This is a genomic window from Ideonella sp., assembly GCF_041918995.1.
Lineage (GTDB): Bacteria > Pseudomonadota > Gammaproteobacteria > Burkholderiales > Burkholderiaceae_C > Ideonella.
In genome coordinates this window covers 1-16,132 of record NZ_JAYRUN010000011.1, presented here as the reverse complement: position 1 = coordinate 16,132, position 16,132 = coordinate 1, and the positions used below count along the sequence as shown (strand labels likewise).

Here is a 16,132-nt window from a genome sequence, read left to right as displayed (position 1 = left end):
GCCGGCCGCTCAGAACAGCGGTGCCTGCGGGTCGTCCTGGGGGCCGGCGGCGGGGCTGTCGGGCGGTGGCGCCGGGCGGGGTGCGGGTGCGGCGCGCCGCGGCGCGCGCGGTGCGGCCGCCCGCGGCGTGCGCCCCGGCGCCGCCATCGGCCAGCATTCCAGCGGCCCCATGAACGGCCGGAAGAGCGACCGCGCCTCCTCGGGGCTGCCGCCCAGCCAGCGGTCGTGGTCGGCCGGGTCCAGGATCAGCGGCATGCGCTTCTCGTCGCCGGGCGGGTGCATGCGGCCGAACACCGGGTGGCCGTCGGCGTTCACGGTGACCATCGTGAAGCTGAAGGTGCGCGTGCCGTCGGGCGCGGTCCACACGCTGTACAGCCCGCCGATGCCGAACGGGCGGGACAGCGGCTGCGCGATGCACCAGCGCTGCGCCGAGCCGGTCTCGTGGCAGTACTCGAAGATGGCTTCCACCGGGACGATGCAGCGCTGCCCGCGCGCCCAGGCGGTGCGGAAGCTCGCGAGCCGGTCCACCGTCTCGCTGCGGGCGTTGTAGGTCTTGCGGCCGAAGGCCAGCTCCTTGGCGAAGCCGGGCAGCAGGCCGAACATCCCGGCCTCGAGCACGCGGTGGCCCGAGCCGGCCTCGGCGAGGCGGATGAAGGGCGCCGTCCCCAGGGGGTACACGTCCACGGCGGGTGCGTCGCGCCCCACCGGCTTGTCCACGCCGAAGAAGCTCAGCAGGCGGTCCTGGCTCGTCACCGGGATGTAGTTCGCGCACATGGGTGCACTCTACGCTGGGTGCTGCGCCGGGCGGCGCGTTGCCGGTTCACCGATCTTTACGCACGCGGAATGCCAGGGAGACGGCACGGGCCGAGCATGGGGCCCATGAACCGATTGGAGGGCAACACCATGAACCGTCTGTGGACCCGGCGCCCCATGCGCGCAGTGGCCGTCGCGCTGGCCGTGTGCGGCGTCGGCGCCTTCGGCCTGATCCAGCTGGCGAAGGCGCACGACGCGCCCCACGGCAGGGCGTTCCACGCCATGGCGCCGGCCGCGCTGCCGCCCGCGGGCCTGCCGCTCGGCGGCCCGATGGCCGAGCACCTGTTCGACGAGATCGGCGCCACCGCCGACCAGCGCGCGCGCCTGCAGCAGATTGCTGACGGCCTGCGCCAGGACCTCGCCGCCGCCCACGACCGGGGCCGCGACGCGGCGCAGGCCGAGCATGCGCGCCTGGCCGCCCTGTTCGCCGCGGCCGACGTGGACGCCGCGGCCGTCGAGCGCCTGCGGCGCGATGCCCTGGCACGCCGCGAGGCCGACGGCCAGGTGACGAGCCAGCGCATCACCCAGGCCTTGCTGGAGGCGGCGCAGGTGCTCAGCCCCGCCCAGCGCCAGCAGGTGGCCGCGCGCCTGGCGCAGATGCCGGTGCGTGGCCCGGCCGGCCGCCACGGTGACGGCCCGCGTGGCCACCGGCACGGGGCCGGGCCGGCGCCGGCCGCCTCGGCGCCCGCCGCCACCGCCGCCACCGCGGGCCTGCTGTGAGCATGGCGTATGCTGGCGTGTGGGCGCCGCTGCGCCCGCACGCGATGTCCGGGGTCACCGGTCAGCCCGCCACTGCCATGACCGCCTCCAAGCTGCTGCTCATCGACGACGACGCGCGCCTGACCCAGATGGTCGGCGACTACCTGCGGGCGCACGGCTTCGAGGTGGACGCGGCCGGTTCCCTGGCGGCCGGCCGGGAGCGCCTGCGGATGGGCGGCTACGACGCCCTGCTGCTGGACCTGATGCTGCCGGACGGCGACGGCCTGGACATGACGCGCGAGCTGCGGTCGGACGCGCGCACCCGTCGGCTGCCCCTGCTGATGCTCACCGCGCGTGGCGAGCCGATGGACCGCATCCTCGGCCTGGAGATCGGCGCCGACGACTACCTGCCCAAGCCCTTCGAACCACGCGAGCTGCTGGCGCGCGTGAAGGCGCTGCTGCGCCGGGCCGCGCCCGACCTGGGCAACGACGAGATCCTGCGCTTCGGCCGGCTGGAGATCGACCTCGGCGCGCGCGAGGCCCGCCTCGACGGCCGCCGCTGCGACCTGACGAACCACCAGTTCGAGCTGCTGTCCGTGCTGGCGCGCAGCCCCGGCCGGGTGCTCAGCCGTGACCAGATCATGGACACGCTCAAGGGCCATCCGCTGGAGGCCTTCGACCGGTCGATCGACGTGCACATCTCGCGCATCCGCGCGGTGATCGAGGACGACCCCAAGAACCCCAAGCGCGTGCTCACCGTGCGCGGCACCGGCTACGTGTTCGCCCGCAAGCAGGATCCCGACGGCACGACGACGCCGTGAGATCGCTCTACGTCCGCATCTGGCTCACGGTGGTGGCCGCGCTGGCGCTGTTCGCGCTGGTGTCCGGCTGGCTGCTCAGCCGCCACCTGGAGCACGAGCGCCAGCGCGCCGAGTCGGTGCTGTCCGAGCGCATGGCGGCCTGGGGCGACATGATCCAGGCGTCCCTGCCCGGGCCGGCGGCACCTGCCGACGAACAGGCGGCCGCCCTGCGGGACTGGTCGAGGCGCCTGCGCGTGCCGCTGGCGCTGCACGACGTGCAGGGGGTGCGCATCGCGGCGTCGGAGTCCTACCTGCGGCGCGAATCGGAGAGCGGGGCAGCCGGCCCCGCCGCGCGACGGGCGTTTTCCGTGCGCCTGGAGGACGGCCGCGTGCTGTGGCTGATGCGCCCGAACCTGGGGCGGCTGCAGCGCGGCATCGGGCCGGACGGCCCCGACGGGCCCGGACCCGCCGGGCCACCGCCCGAGCCGCCGCCGCCCGGCGAGATGGACGGCCGCGCGCCGGCCGGCGCGGGGGCGGGCGGGCCGCCGCCCGAGTTCGGTCCGCGGGACCTGCGGCTCGACCTGCCGCGGCCGCAGCGCCCGTCCGACTGGCTCACCAGCCTGGGCCTGGTGGCGCTGCTGGCGCTGCTGTTCCTGGCCGTGGCGGGCGGCGCCTGGCCCGTGGTGCGTCGCCTCACCTGGCGGCTGGAGCAGCTCAAGCAGGGCGTGGAGGCCTTCGGTGCCGGTGCGCTGCACCACCGCGTGCCCGATGACGGCCGCGACGAGGTCGCCGCGGTGGCCGCCAGCTTCAACCGCGCGGCCGCGCAGGTGGAGGCGCTGGTGCGCTCGCACCAGAGCCTGCTGGCCAACGCCAGCCACGAGCTGCGTTCGCCCCTGGCGCGGCTGAAGATGGCCGTCGCCCTGATGGAGGACGCGCCGCCCGCGCTGCAGGCGTCGTTGCGCCGCGAGATCGACATTGACATCGGGGAGCTCGATGCCCTGGTGGAAGAGGTGCTGCTGTCCAGCCGCCTGGACGCCGGCGCCGTGCATGACCTCGGCGAGACGGTGGACTGGGCCGGTGTGGTGGCGGAAGAGGCCTCGCGCATCGGTGCCGAGCTGCAGACCGAGGGCCCCGGGCCCTGGCAGGTGACGGGCAGCGAGCGCCTGCTGCGGCGGGCTGCACGCAACCTGCTGGAGAACGCGCGCCGCTATGGCGGCGCGGAGGTGACCGTGCGACTGCAGAGCTCGGCCGGCGGCGGCGTCGAGCTGCACATATGCGACCGGGGGCCGGGCGTGCCGGCGGACCTGCGCGAGCGCATCTTCGAGCCGTTCTACCGCCTGCCCGGCCATGCCGAGCGGGAAGGCGGGGTGGGGCTGGGACTGGCGCTCGTGCGCCAGATCGCGCTGGCGCACCGGGGGCAGGTGCGCTGCGACAGCCGCGACGGCGGCGGCAGCTGCTTCGTGCTCAGCGTGCCGGTCGCAGCACCCAGCGCATCAGCCCGGTGAGCGCCACCGCCGCCGCCACCAGGCCGGTGGTGGCGGCGGCCCAGAACCCGGGCGCGCCGCGCAGCGAGGGCGGCACCGCCTCCGCACCGCTCAGGCCCAGCAGGCTGCCGCCGCCCAGCCCGATGCCCCACAGGGCGCCGGCATAGATGAACATGGGCACCGTGGCGATGCGCCAGGCGCGCAGCACGAACGCCGCGATGGTCTGCACCGCGTCGGCCAGGTGGAACACCACCAGCCAGGCCAGCAGCGGCACCGCGGCGGCGGCGACGGCCGCGTCGCCCGTGTACCAGCCCACCACCCAGGCCCGGCCGGCGAACACCGCGGCGCCCAGGGTGGCCGCCAGCCCCGCGCCCAGCCACAGGCCGTGCCAGCCCAGGCGGCGCGCGTCGGCCAGGTCGTCCGCACCGATGCGCTGCGCCACGAGGGTGCTGGTGGCGTTGGCCAGCGCCAGCGGCAGCATGAACATCATCGACACCAGGTTCACCGCGATCTGGTGGCCGGCCACCGGCACCGTGCCGAGCCGCGAGATGAGCAGGGCCATGGCACTGAAGCCGGTGACCTCGATCAGGATGGCCAGCCCCATCGGCACGCCCAGGCGCAGCAGGCCCTTGAGTGCCCGCCAGTCCGGGGCGGGCCAGCCGCGGCCCCAGATGCCGAACGGCGCGTAGAAGGCGTCGCGGCGCATGAGCGCCCACGCCAGCGTCACCTGCAGCCACATGGCCACCGCGGTGGCGATGCCTGCGCCTGTCACGCCCAGCTCCGGCACGCCGGCCGCCGGCCAGCCGAACACCAGTGCGGCCGACAAGGGCAGCTTGAGCGCCAGGCCGGCCAGCTGCAGCCCCATCACCGCCTTGGGCCGCGAGACGGCCGTGTTGAAGCCGCGGAAGGCCGTGAACAGCAGCGAGGCGGGCAGGGCCACCGCCAGCGCCTGCAGGTAGCCGTGAACGCGCGTGGCCACCTCCGGGGTGGCCTTGGCCAGCCAGAGGAAGGGTTGGGGGTACAGCAGCAGCACGCTGCCCAGCGCCGACAGCGCCAGGGCCAGCCACACGGCCTGGTGCAGCTCCGCGCCGGCCTGTGACAGGCGGCGAGCGCCGAACAGCTGGCCCACGATGGGCGACACCGCCAGCACCACCCCCATGAAGCCGACGAAGATGGTGACGTAAGCCGCCGCCCCCACGGCGAAGGCGGCCAGCTCCTCGGGCGAATGGCGGCCCACCAGCACCGTGTCGATGGTGCCGAAGGCCAGCACCGCCACCTGGCCGATGAACACCGGCCAGGCCAGGGGCAGGATGCGCGCCACGTCCGCGGCGAAGCCGTGCCGCCCGGCGTCGGCCGCTCCCTCGACGGGAGTCATGAAGCGGACGGGCCCGTGCCGCGCGCCCGTTCCGCGTAGCGGTTGAAGCGCCAGGCCGTGCCCTCGAGCGTGATGCGCCGCCAGACCTGCCGCTTTTCCGCGGGTGTGTACACGGGCCAGTCCTGCACCTCGTCCTCGGTGCGCCCGCATCCCTTGCAGATGGCGTCGCCCTGCGCGGTGGAACAGATGGCGATGCAGGGCGCATCGGGCGTGCTGGCGTACCAGGCGAGCCAGGCGTCACGCGCGGGCGCCGGCAGGGCGTTCTCCTCCACCTCCTGGCGGCGTTCGTACACCATCAGCGCGTACACCTCGCCCAAGGCCCGCACGGGCGGCGCGGCGGTGACGCCGTCCGGGGAGGGCGCGCGCTCGCGCCACCAGTTGATGGCCAGCTCGATGTCATGCAGGTGGATGCCGGCCATGGGACGTGCACAGGAAACCGCGGCGGCCAGGGTGGCCGGGGCGCGGATTCTATCGACGCCGGCCCGGGGCGGCCGGGCCGGGGCCAAGTCCACATTTTGTTGAGGCGCACCCCTCGGATGTCGGACGTGCCACCCGGGCAGGCGCACCAGAATCACGCCATGCGAAAGAGCTACCTTCTCCCCGCGCTGGGCGGCGCGGTCGTCGCCCTGGCGGCCGTGGGCGTCATCGACGCCGTGCGCTACCACCACGCCGCGCCGGCCCCGTCGGCACAGGCGCAGTCACGGCCGCTGGGTGAGTTCCAGGTCGACCCGAGCTGGGTGCGGTCGGGCCAGCCCGTGTTCAAGGGCGTCGAGACGCTGCGCTCGCCCGACGGCCGCGTGGTGAGCGGCCTGTGGGCCTGCGACGGCCCCACGAGCTTCGAGTGGCAGTTCAGCCACGACGAGACGGTGCACCTGCTGGAAGGCCATGTCGACGTGGAGTACATGGGCCGTCGCTTCAGCATCCACCCGGGCGACACCGCCACCTTCCACGCCGGCACCCGCGCCGTGTGGCACGTGCCCCAGCACGCCAAGAAGGCCTACACCCTGCACCAGCCGCACTGGCTGGTGCGCGCCTGGCGCAAGCTCACCGGCCTGCACCAGTGAAGGCGGTTCCCGGCCGAGGTACCCCGCGGCCGGGTGCCCCGGTTCGTCACCAGTTGGAGCGCCCCAGCCCCATGACGCGGCGGTACCACTCGTGGAAGTGCTGCATGCCGTCTTCCATCGGGCTCTGGTAGGGGCCGGCCTCGTCGTCGCCGCGGTCGAACAGGGCGCGGCGGCCCGCGTCCATGCGCTCGGCGATCTCGTCGTCCTCGATGCAGGTCTCCATGTAGGCCGCACGCTGGGCCTCCACGAACTCGCGCTCGAAGGCGGCGATCTCCTCCGGGTAGTAGAACTCGACGACGTTCAGCGTCTTCTGCGGCCCCTGCGGGTAGAGCGTGGACACCGTGAGCACGTGCGGGTACCACTCGATCATGATGTTCGGGTAGTACGTCAGCCAGATCGCGCCCTGGGACGGCGCCCGGCCCTCACCGAGCTTGAGCACCTGGTCGCGGAAGCGGCGGTACACCGGTGAGCCGGCACGCTGCAGCTGGTCGAGCACCCCCACGGTCTGCACCGAATGGTGCTTGCCGAACTCCCAGCGCAGGTCGTCGCAGGTGACGAAGTTGCCGAGGCCGGGGTGGAACGGCCCCACGTGGTAGTCCTCGAGGTACACCTCGATGAAGGTCTTCCAGTTGTAGCGGCACTCGTGCATCTCGACGTGGTCCAGCACGTAGCCGGAGAAGTCGAGCGCTGCCCGGGGCCCCAGGCCGGCCAGGTCCGCGGCGATGTCGCGGCCGTTGTCCTCGAACACCATGCCGTTCCAGGTGCGCACCTTGTAGTTGTTCAGGTGCAGGCAGGGGTCGTGGTCGAAGTGGGGCGCGCCCACCAGCTCGCCGGACAGCGTGTAGGTCCAGCGGTGCAGCGGGCACACGATGTTCGAGCGCGTGTGGCCCCGGCCGCGCAGCATCACCGCCTGGCGATGCCGGCAGACGTTGGAGACCAGCTCCACGCCCTTGGGCGTGCGCACCAGCGCCCGGCCCTCGCCCTCCTGGGGCAGCGCGTAGTAATCGCCCACCTCGGGCACGGACAGCTCGTGCGCGAGGTAGCGCGGTCCGTGCTGAAAGATGAGTTCCTGCTCCCTGCGGAGCAAGTCCTCGTCGAAGTAGGTAGAGACAGAGAGTTGGGAGCGCGTTTCGCGCCCCAGAGCTTCCAGCGTGACGCTCAGGTCCGACATGATCCCCAGGATCTCCAAAAGGATGTCAGTAAACCCCCCACCCGGTGGCCCCGCGGGTGGGCATGACTGCTACAGATGACAACCCGCTGGGGCCCGAATGAGCCGCAGCGGGGGCAAGTATTGTAGCCGGGCGGGCAATTCCGGGCCCTGGGCGCCGGACACGGGGACAACAGTTACGTCCTTTGGGGCCGTCGGCAGGGGTTTGGAGCGTCTCCTCCAGGGCACCCTGACTACAATTCCACGTTTACCCTTCTCCCCCCGAAGATGCCTCGCGCCACCCCCGCTGCCCTGCCTGACGCCGACGAGCCGGCCAGCTACGAGGCGGCCCTGCTCGAGCTGGACGCGCTGGTGCAGGCCATGGAAGCGGGGCAGATGCCGCTCGATCGCCTGCTGGAGGGCTATCGGCGGGGCGCCTTCCTGCTGGCCTTCTGCCGCGAGCGGCTGGCCGCCGTGGAGACGCAGGTGAAGGTGCTCGAGGATGGGCTGCAGAAGCCTTGGACGACGACTGGATGAACGACGACAAGATGGACGGCTGGGTGTCCCGCCAGCTGCAGGCCGTGGAGGCTGCGCTGGACCGGCTGGTTCCCAGCGACACGCCGGCCGGCCTGGGCGCCGCCATGCGCTATGCCGTGCTGGATGGCGGCAAGCGCCTGCGGCCGCTGCTCGTGATGGCCGCCTGCGAGGCGGTGGCCGGCGACACGCCGGCCGCGCTGCGGGCCGCCGTGGCGGTGGAGCTCATCCATGCGTATTCCCTGGTGCACGACGACATGCCGTGCATGGACGACGATGCGCTTCGCCGCGGCAAGCCCACGGTGCACGTGCAGTTCGGCGAAGCCCAGGCCATGCTGGCCGGCGACGCCATGCAGGCCCTGGCCTTCGAGGTGCTGACGCCGGACGACGGCATGGCGCCGGCACTGCAGGCGCGGCTGGTGGCCCTGCTGGCGCGTGCCGCCGGCCACGCCGGCATGGCCGGCGGCCAGGCCATCGACCTCGCCAGCGTGGGCCGGCCGCTGACCGAGGCGGCCCTGCGCGACATGCACCGGCGCAAGACCGGCGCGCTGCTGCAGGCCAGCGTGCTGATGGGCGCGGCGTGCGGCCAGACCGACGCCTCCTCCTGGGACGCGCTGCGTGCCTACGGCGACGCGCTCGGCCTGGCCTTCCAGGTCGTCGACGACATCCTCGACGTCACGCAGGCGTCGGAGACGCTCGGCAAGACCGCCGGCAAGGACAGCGAGTGCAACAAGCCCACCTACGTGAGCGTGCTGGGCCTGGGCGAAGCCCGACGGCAGGCCGACGCCTTGCGTGACCAGGCCATGACCGCGCTCTCGCGCAGCGGGCTGGCGCACACCGACCGCCTGGCCTGGCTGGCCGACAAGGTGGTGGACCGGCACCACTGAGCCGCGCACCACCTGTTCCGACAACGCTCTCACGCTGCCGCCATGAGCTACACCCTGCTGCAGTCCATCGACTCCCCGCACGACGTGCGCCAGCTCAGCCGGGCACAGCTCAAGGCGCTGGCCGGCGAGCTGCGGGGTTTCCTGCTGGACACCGTCAGCCGCACCGGCGGCCACCTGTCGTCGAACCTGGGCACCGTGGAACTCACGGTGGCACTGCACCATGTGTTCGACACGCCGTACGACCGGCTGGTGTGGGACGTGGGTCACCAGTCCTACCCGCACAAGATCCTCACCGGCCGGCGCGAGGCCATGGCCACGCTCAAGCAGCTGGGCGGCATCAGCGGCTTTCCCCGGCGAGCGGAGAGCGAGTACGACACCTTCGGCACCGGCCATTCGTCCACCTCCATCTCCGCGGCGCTGGGCATGGCCCACGCCGCGCGGCTCAAGGGCGAGAACCGCCGGGCCGTGGCCATCATCGGCGACGGTGCGCTCACCGGCGGCATGGCCTTCGAGGCGCTGAACCACGGCGGTTACGCCGGCGGTGCCGGCCTGCCCGACATGCTGGTCATCCTGAATGACAACGACATGTCGATCAGCCCGCCGGTGGGGGCACTGAACCGCTACCTGGCGCGCCTGATGAGCGGCAAGTTCTACGCCGCCGCGCGCGAGGGTGCCAAGAGCGTGTTGCGCAACACGCCGCTGTACGAGTTCGCCAAGCGTTTCGAGGAGCACACCAAGGGCATGGTCGTGCCGGGCACCATCTTCGAGGAGTTCGGCTTCAACTACGTGGGCCCGATCGACGGCCACGACCTGGACTCACTGGTGCCCACGCTCGAGAACCTGCGCCAGGCGAAGGGGCCGCAGTTCCTGCACGTCGTCACCAAGAAGGGCTACGGCTACAAGCTGGCCGAGGCCGACCCGATCAACTACCACGGCCCCGGCAAGTTCGACCCGGCGGTGGGCCTGCAGAAGCCGGCCACCGCCCCCAAGACCACCTTCACGCAGGTGTTCGGGCAGTGGCTGTGCGACATGGCCGAGGCCGACGAGCGTCTGGTGGGCATCACGCCCGCCATGCGCGAGGGCTCGGGCATGGTGGAGTTCGAGCGCCGCTTCCCGCGGCGCTACCACGACGTGGGCATCGCCGAGCAGCACGCCGTCACCTTCGGCGCCGGCCTGGCCTGCGAGGGGCTGAAGCCGGTGGTGGCCATCTACTCCACTTTCCTGCAGCGGGGCTACGACCAGCTCATCCACGACGTCGCCATCCAGAACCTGCCGGTGATGTTCGCGCTCGACCGGGCGGGCATCGTGGGGGCGGATGGCGCCACCCACATCGGCGCCTACGACATCGCCTACGTGCGCTGCGTGCCCAACCTGGCCCTGCTGACGCCGGCCGACGAGAACGAGTGCCGGCAGGCGCTGACCACCGCCTACCGCCACGACGGCCCGGCTGCCGTGCGCTACCCGCGGGGCGCCGGCGTGGGCGTCGCCGCCACGGCCTCCCTGGACGAGGCCCTGCCCTGGGGCAAGGGCGAGATCCGTCGTGAAGGCCGGCGCGTGGCGATCCTGGCCTTCGGCACGCTGCTGTACCCCGCGCTCGCCGCGGCGGAGGCGCTGGACGCCACGGTGGCCAACATGCGCTTCGTCAAGCCGCTGGACACTGAGCTGGTGCTGGACCTGGCGCGCCGCCACGAGGCGCTGGTGACGCTGGAGGAAGGCTGTGTGGCCGGCGGCGCCGGCAGCGCCGTGCTCGAGGCCCTGTCGGCCGCCGGCGTCACCGTGCCGGTCCTGCAGCTGGGCCTGCCCGACGAGGTGATCGAGCATGGCGACCCGGCGCGCCTGCTGGCGTTGTGCGGCCTGGATGCCGCCGGCATCGAGCAGGCCATTCGCAAGCGCTTCGGGCCGGCGCTCGCCCTCGTGAAGCCGGCGGCGGCCTGAGCGCGCCGGCCGGCTAGCATGGATCGGGAAGACCGCGCGCCAGCGCCGCCCCCTGAAAACTGAGAAGCTACGCGGCCCGGCCCCGCCGCTGACCCGGCCGCCCCCCTGTTTGCCCGCCCGACCATGACCAACCTCACCGACGCGCTGCACATCCCCGACACCCAGAGCGAACGCGACGGGCGCCGGCTGGCCATCCAGCGCGTGGGCGTGAAGGACGTGCGCTACCCGCTCACGCTGCAGGTGGCGGGCGCGGCGCAGGCCACCTCGGCCCTGTGGGCGCTGGACGTGGCGCTGCCCGCCGAGCAGAAGGGCACCCACATGTCACGCTTCGTGGCCTGGCTGGATGCCCAGGAGGGCGCCCTGACCCCGGGTGCGCTGGCCACCGGCCTGGGCGGCATGCTGGACAAGCTGCACGCCGACGAGGGCCGCATCGAGGCGCGCTTCCACTTCTTCATCCGCAAGCGCGCGCCGGTGTCCGGCCTGCAGAGCCTGCTCGACTACGCCGGCGCCCTGGTGGCCGAGCGCCGCGCGGGCCGTTCGTCGCTGTGGATGGAGGTGGGCGTGCCGGTGAAGAGCCTGTGCCCGTGCTCCAAGGAGATCTCGGACTACGGCGCCCACAACCAGCGTTCGCTGGTCACGCTGCGCGTGGAGCTGAAGTCGCCCGAGCAGCAGCCCATCGAGTGGCACGAGCTGGTGCGCTTCGCCGAGGACGCCGCGTCCAGCGAGATCTGGCCCATGCTCAAGCGGGCGGACGAGAAGTGGGTGACCGAGCGGGCCTACGAGAACCCGAAGTTCGTGGAGGACCTGGTCCGCGACGTGGCGTTGGCCCTCAACGCCGACGATCGCATCGGCCGCTACGTGGTGGACGTGGAGAACTTCGAGTCCATCCACAACCACTCGGCCTGGGCGCGCATCGAGCGCTGATCAGCGGCTGGCGGCCTGCAGGCGTCGGCGCAGGAACTGGCCGGCCACGAAGATGTCCTTCTCCACCGCCCGGCGCACGCCGGCGGGGTCGCGACGTTGCAGCGCCTTGACCACGTCCGTGTGCGCGTCGTTCAGCACGCCGGTCGCCTCCGGGGTCTCGAACAGCTGGTTGGACACCGGCCCCGCCTTCAGCCACAGCGTGTCGATCAGCTGGAAGAGCAGCGGCGAGCCGGCCGCGCGGTACAGCATCACGTGGAAGTCCTCGTTGTCGCCCAGGTAGGCGTCCGCGTCCCCCGCGGCCAGCGCCTGGCCCATGCGCTCGCTCATGGCGGCCAGCGCCTGCAGGCCCGCGGCGTCCAGCCGGGCCGCGCCCCGTTCGGCCGCCTCTCCCTCCAGCAGCATGCGCATCTGCAGCAGGTCGTCGAACTCCGGCAGCGACAGGCGCGGCACGGCGACCCCGGCGTTGGGCACGTTGACCAGCGCGCCTTCGGCCGCCAGGCGCTGCAGGGCGGCCCGCACCGGCATCTGCCCGACGCCCATCTCGGCCGCCACCGTCCGGATCTTCAGGCGTTCGCCGGGCAGGAACCGACCGACCGTGATCCACTGGCGCAGCCGCGCGTAGATGGCGTCCTGCTGCGTGGGCGCGGCATGGTCGTCGGGTCGATCCGTGGGCTTCACGGGCTCACCAGGAGGCCGAGCACCTCGTCGAACGTGGCCAGCAGCCGGTCGACGTCCGCGTCGGTGGTGTCGGGGCACACGAGCATCATGTTGTGGAACGGCGTGATCATCACGCCGCGGTTCAGCATCGCCAGGTGCAAGGCGTGTTCCAGCCCCGCGTCCATGGCGGCGCCGGCCTCGGTGCCGTTGCGCGGCGGGCTGGCGCAGAACTGGAACTCGCAGCGCGCACCCACCTGCGTCACGCACCAGGGCAGGCGATGGCGGGCGATGGCCGTGCGCAGGCCGCCGGCCAGGCGCGTGCAGCGGGCGTGCAGCCCCGCGTAGACCTCGGGCGTCATCAGCCCGGTGAGCGTGGCGCGCATCGCGGCCATGGCCAGCAGGTTGGCGGTGAGCGTGGTGCCGATGCCGGAATGCCCCGGCGGCGCGGCGCGTTTCGCGGCCTGGGCCGCCTGCGCCAGCTCGGCGCTGAACCCGTAGGCTGCGCACGGCATGCCGCCGCCCAGTGGCTTGCCCAGCACCACCGCGTCGGGCTGCAGGCCGTGGGCGCGGGCATAGCCCCCGGGCCCGCTGCTGATGGTGTGCGTCTCGTCCATCACGAGGCGGGCGCCGTGGCGGTGGATCAGCGGGATGGCCGCCTCCCAGAATCCGGGGTCGGGCAGCACCATGCCGATGTTGGTCATCACCGGCTCGGCCAACACGCAGGCCACGTCGCCGGGGGCCAGCGCCGCCTCCAAAGCGGGGAGGTCGTTGAACTCGACGACACGCGTGGTGGCGGTCAGGTCGTGCACCTGGCCCAGCAGGCTGTCGCGCTGCTGCGGTCGGCCGTCGACCAGGTCCACGAACACATCGTCGACGGTGCCGTGGTAGCAGCCATTGAACACCAGGAGCACGCGGCGCCCCGTGGCGGCGCGCAACCAGCGCAGCACGAAGCGGTTGGCGTCGGTGGCCGTCATGGCGAACTGCCAGAAGGGCAGTCCGAAGCGCTCCGCCAGCAGCCCGGCCACGGTGCCCGCGTCCTCGCTGGCGAGCATGGTCGTCAGCCCGCGGCCGGCCTGGGCGGCCAGCGCGGCCGCCACGGCGGGCGGCGAGTGGCCGAACATCGCGCCCGTGTCACCCAGGCAGAAGTCCAGCCGCTCATGGCCGTCCACGTCGGTCAGCCGCGCGCCGCGCGCCTGGGCCACGTGCAGCGGGAACGGCGTGGCCCAGTCGTTCATCCAGTGCAGCGGCACGCCGAACATCAGGTGCTCGGCCGCCTGGGCGGCCAGGGCCAGCGAGCGCGGGTTGTCGCTGGCGTAGCGGCTGCGTTCGGCCTCGGCCACGCGCCGGATGCGCTCCGGGGCCACGCCGGTGGGGGGCAGGGGGGACATCCTCGGCGTCTCCTTTCAGACCAGCAGCAGCAGGTGCTCGCGTTCCCACGAGCTGATGACGCGGTTGTAGGTGGCGTACTCGAGCTCCTTCACGGCGCAAAAGGCGTCGACGAACAGCTCGCCCAGCACCTCCTTCAGCGGCTCGCAGGCGCGCATCGCCGCGATGGCGTCCTCCAGGTGACGGGGCAGCTCGTGGCTGACGTTCCAGGCGCTGTCGGACGTGGGTTCGCTGGGCTGCAGCTGGTCGCGCATGCCCAGCCAGCCGCCCGCCAGCGTGGCGGCCATGGCGAGGTAGGGGTTCACGTCCACGCCCGGCACGCGGTTCTCGATGCGCCGCGACTCGGGGCCGGACTTGGGGATGCGCAGGCCGCAGGTGCGGTTGTCGTAGCCCCAGCGCACGTTGATGGGGGCCGACATGTACGGGGCCAGGCGGCGATAGGAGTTCACGTAGGGCGCGAACATCGGCATCAGCTGCGGGATGTAGGTCTGCAGGCCGGCCAGGTACTGCATGAACAGGTCGCTGGCCGTGCCGTCCTCGCGGCTGAACAGGTTGCGTCCGGTGGTGGCGTCCACCAGGCTCTGGTGGATGTGCATGGCGCTGCCCGGCTCCTGCTCCATGGGCTTGGCCATGAAGGTGGCGAACACGCCGTGGCGCAGCGCGGTCTCGCGCACCGTGCGCTTGAACAGGAACACCCGGTCGGCCAGGTCGAGCGGGTCGCCGTGGGTGAAGTTGATCTCCATCTGCCCCGGCCCGGCCTCGTGGATGAGCGTCTCGACGCCCAGCTGGTGCTGCTCGCAGAACTGCGACAGCTCCATGAAGAACGGGTCGAAGTCGTTCACCGCGTCGATGGAGTAGCTCTGGCGCCCCACCTCGGGCTTGCCGGTGCGCCCCAGAGGCGGCTGCAGCGGCTCGTGCGGGTTCTGCTGCCGGGCCACGAGGTAGAACTCCATCTCCGGCGCCACCACCGGCTTCCAGCCCTGGCGCTCGTACAGCGCCAGCACCCTGCGCAGGACCGCGCGCGGCGACAGCTGCACCGCGCGGCCGTCCCACTCCTGGCAATCGTGGATCACCACCGCCACCGGCTCGGCGGCCCAGGGCACCACGCGCACGGTGGCCGGATCGGGCAGGCACACCATGTCCGGGTCGGTGTCGCCCACGAACGGCCCGTTGTCCGGCTGCTGGCCGTTCACGGTGTTGAGCAGCACGCTCTTGGGAATGCGCATTTCGCCGGCCGACAGGAACAGGTCCCGGGGCAGGATCTTTCCGCGGGCGATGCCCGTCATATCGGGGATGACGCACTCCACTTCATGGATGCGGTGCGTGGCGAGGAACTCGGCGAGCGGGGTGTGCATGGGTTCGAGTGTAACGAACCTGCTTTTTGTGATCACAAAAACCGCCTAACACGCTGGGTTTACTGGCCTGATCGGCAGCTTTGATCGAAACACTCGCCGCCGTCCGGAGATGCGTCACTGCGCGTAGCATGCCGGCCATGAGCATCCTGCTGTTGAATGGCCCGAACCTGAACCTGTTGGGCACCCGCGAGCCCCATGTGTACGGCAGCGACACGCTGGCCGACGTGGAGCGGCGCTTCATCGAGGAGGCCGCCGCCGTCGGGCGGGTGGCGCAGTGCTTCCAGAGCAACCATGAAGGTGCGCTCATCGACCGCATCCACGCCGCCCGGCTGGACGGCACGCAGGCCATCGTCATCAACCCCGGCGGACTCACGCACACCAGCGTGAGCCTGCGTGACGCGCTGGCCGCGGTGGCGCTGCCGGTGGTGGAGGTGCACATCAGCAACGTGCACCGCCGGGAGCCGTTCCGCCACCACTCGTATGTGTCGGGCGTGGCCGACGCGGTCATCGCCGGACTGGGCGTGCAGGGCTACCTGGCCGCGCTGCGCTACCTGGCCGACCGGCTGGCGGCGCCGCCGGGCGCGAAGGCGCCTCAGTAGGGCAGGCGGAAGCGCTGGTCGCGGTAGCGCAGCACGGCGCTGCGCGGCCCGATGCGCTCGACCACCAGCCCGGGCGCGGGCTGGGCGCCTTCCCTGGCGACTTCGCCGTTGAGCAGGATGAAGCGCGCGGCCGGGTCGTCCGAGTACACCGAGCCGCCGACGCTCAGGGCAGGCAGCTGCTGGCGCGTGGCCGCAGGCAATTCCGACAGCATGGGCACGCGGTCCGGCGCCGGCGCGGCGGCCGCCGGTGCCGGCGTGGCGCCCCGGGTCCGGGCGGCCGGCGCGGGCGCCTCGGATCGCGCCGGTGCGGGCGCATCCGCCGCCGTGGGACGTGCCGGCACCAGTGGCCCGGGCAGTGCCACCGGCGGGGGCGCCGCGGCGGCCGCCACGTCGGTAACCGGGGCGGCCGGAGTGGCGGGCCGGGCCGCGGGGGCCACGGGGGAGGACTAAGTGGGGGTGGGCGTGGGCCCGGG

At 72.7% G+C, this 16,132-nt stretch carries 17 protein-coding genes; 9 read left to right on the top strand and 8 right to left on the bottom strand.

Features of this window, described 5'->3' with window-relative positions; translation table 11 throughout:
• Nucleotides 1-9 precede the first annotated feature (9 nt).
• Nucleotides 10-774 (bottom strand): SOS response-associated peptidase, encoded by a 765-nt coding sequence (locus ACE3UN_RS11290; protein WP_374675046.1) that lies wholly within the window; start codon nt 772-774, stop codon nt 10-12.
• Nucleotides 775-903: 129 nt separating this feature from the next.
• On the opposite strand from ACE3UN_RS11290, the gene ACE3UN_RS11285 reads away from it, so the two are divergent.
• The 3 genes from ACE3UN_RS11285 (at nt 904) to ACE3UN_RS11275 (ending at nt 3,817) form a co-directional block, all read left to right on the top strand.
• Nucleotides 904-1,533: a Spy/CpxP family protein refolding chaperone gene (locus tag ACE3UN_RS11285; RefSeq protein WP_374675045.1), complete on the top strand. Its 630-nt coding sequence runs from the start codon at nt 904-906 to the stop codon at nt 1,531-1,533.
• A gap of 77 nt (nt 1,534-1,610) precedes the next feature.
• The gene (locus tag ACE3UN_RS11280; RefSeq protein WP_374675044.1) at nt 1,611-2,333 is read left to right on the top strand and encodes a response regulator; all 723 of its coding nucleotides are present in this window, start codon (nt 1,611-1,613) and stop codon (nt 2,331-2,333) included.
• Nucleotides 2,330-3,817, top strand: coding sequence for an ATP-binding protein (locus tag ACE3UN_RS11275; protein WP_374675043.1), 1,488 nt, complete (start codon nt 2,330-2,332; stop codon nt 3,815-3,817). Before ACE3UN_RS11280 ends, ACE3UN_RS11275 begins: the two co-directional genes overlap by 4 nt.
• Here the strand turns inward: ACE3UN_RS11275 and ACE3UN_RS11270 are convergent.
• A complete protein-coding gene (locus tag ACE3UN_RS11270; protein WP_374675042.1) occupies nt 3,777-5,171 on the bottom strand; it encodes an MATE family efflux transporter in 1,395 nt (464 codons plus the stop codon). The genes ACE3UN_RS11275 and ACE3UN_RS11270 overlap by 41 nt on opposite strands.
• Entirely contained in the window at nt 5,168-5,590 is a 423-nt protein-coding gene (locus ACE3UN_RS11265; RefSeq protein ID WP_374675041.1) for a DUF3717 domain-containing protein, read from the bottom strand. The genes ACE3UN_RS11270 and ACE3UN_RS11265 overlap by 4 nt, the downstream gene beginning before the upstream one ends.
• A gap of 159 nt (nt 5,591-5,749) precedes the next feature.
• Here ACE3UN_RS11265 and ACE3UN_RS11260 point away from each other — a divergent pair, with 159 nt between their 5' ends.
• Nucleotides 5,750-6,235: a cupin domain-containing protein gene (locus ACE3UN_RS11260; RefSeq protein ID WP_374675040.1), complete on the top strand. Its 486-nt coding sequence runs from the start codon at nt 5,750-5,752 to the stop codon at nt 6,233-6,235.
• A gap of 46 nt (nt 6,236-6,281) precedes the next feature.
• On the opposite strand, the gene ACE3UN_RS11255 is transcribed toward ACE3UN_RS11260, so the two are convergent.
• The gene (locus ACE3UN_RS11255) at nt 6,282-7,406 is read right to left on the bottom strand and encodes an aromatic ring-hydroxylating dioxygenase subunit alpha (protein ID WP_374675039.1); all 1,125 of its coding nucleotides are present in this window, start codon (nt 7,404-7,406) and stop codon (nt 6,282-6,284) included.
• A 264-nt stretch (nt 7,407-7,670) separates the two neighbouring features.
• Here ACE3UN_RS11255 and xseB point away from each other — a divergent pair, with 264 nt between their 5' ends.
• The 4 genes from xseB (at nt 7,671) to folE2 (ending at nt 11,662) form a co-directional block, all read left to right on the top strand.
• The gene (xseB, locus tag ACE3UN_RS11250; RefSeq protein WP_374675038.1) at nt 7,671-7,919 is read left to right on the top strand and encodes an exodeoxyribonuclease VII small subunit; all 249 of its coding nucleotides are present in this window, start codon (nt 7,671-7,673) and stop codon (nt 7,917-7,919) included.
• On the top strand, nt 7,916-8,803 hold the full coding sequence (locus tag ACE3UN_RS11245) for a polyprenyl synthetase family protein (RefSeq protein WP_374675180.1): 888 nt from the start codon (nt 7,916-7,918) through the stop codon (nt 8,801-8,803). The genes xseB and ACE3UN_RS11245 overlap by 4 nt, the downstream gene beginning before the upstream one ends.
• Before the next feature lie 42 nt (nt 8,804-8,845).
• Nucleotides 8,846-10,738, top strand: a complete 1,893-nt coding sequence (dxs, locus tag ACE3UN_RS11240; RefSeq protein ID WP_374675037.1) for a 1-deoxy-D-xylulose-5-phosphate synthase — start codon at nt 8,846-8,848, stop codon at nt 10,736-10,738.
• Between the two features lie 123 nt (nt 10,739-10,861).
• Nucleotides 10,862-11,662 carry a GTP cyclohydrolase FolE2 gene (gene folE2, locus ACE3UN_RS11235; protein WP_374675036.1) on the top strand — a complete coding sequence of 267 codons (801 nt, stop codon included), beginning with the start codon at nt 10,862-10,864 and terminating at the stop codon, nt 11,660-11,662.
• On the opposite strand, the gene ACE3UN_RS11230 is transcribed toward folE2, so the two are convergent.
• From ACE3UN_RS11230 to ACE3UN_RS11220, 3 genes are read right to left on the bottom strand one after another with little or no spacing between them, the layout of a single operon-like run.
• A complete protein-coding gene (locus ACE3UN_RS11230) occupies nt 11,663-12,340 on the bottom strand; it encodes a GntR family transcriptional regulator (RefSeq protein ID WP_374675035.1) in 678 nt (225 codons plus the stop codon). It abuts the gene before it with no gap.
• Nucleotides 12,337-13,707: an aspartate aminotransferase family protein gene (locus ACE3UN_RS11225; protein ID WP_374675034.1), complete on the bottom strand. Its 1,371-nt coding sequence runs from the start codon at nt 13,705-13,707 to the stop codon at nt 12,337-12,339. The genes ACE3UN_RS11230 and ACE3UN_RS11225 overlap by 4 nt, the downstream gene beginning before the upstream one ends.
• 15 nt (nt 13,708-13,722) lie before the next feature.
• Nucleotides 13,723-15,060 carry a glutamine synthetase family protein gene (locus tag ACE3UN_RS11220; protein ID WP_374675033.1) on the bottom strand — a complete coding sequence of 446 codons (1,338 nt, stop codon included), beginning with the start codon at nt 15,058-15,060 and terminating at the stop codon, nt 13,723-13,725.
• Nucleotides 15,061-15,188: 128 nt separating this feature from the next.
• On the opposite strand from ACE3UN_RS11220, the gene aroQ reads away from it, so the two are divergent.
• Nucleotides 15,189-15,659, top strand: coding sequence for a type II 3-dehydroquinate dehydratase (aroQ, locus tag ACE3UN_RS11215; RefSeq protein ID WP_374675032.1), 471 nt, complete (start codon nt 15,189-15,191; stop codon nt 15,657-15,659).
• On the opposite strand, the gene ACE3UN_RS11210 is transcribed toward aroQ, so the two are convergent.
• Nucleotides 15,653-15,871, bottom strand: a complete 219-nt coding sequence (locus ACE3UN_RS11210) for a general secretion pathway protein GspB (protein ID WP_374675031.1) — start codon at nt 15,869-15,871, stop codon at nt 15,653-15,655. The two genes, aroQ and ACE3UN_RS11210, sit on opposite strands and share 7 nt — an antisense overlap.
• Between the last annotated feature and the right edge of the window lie 261 nt (nt 15,872-16,132).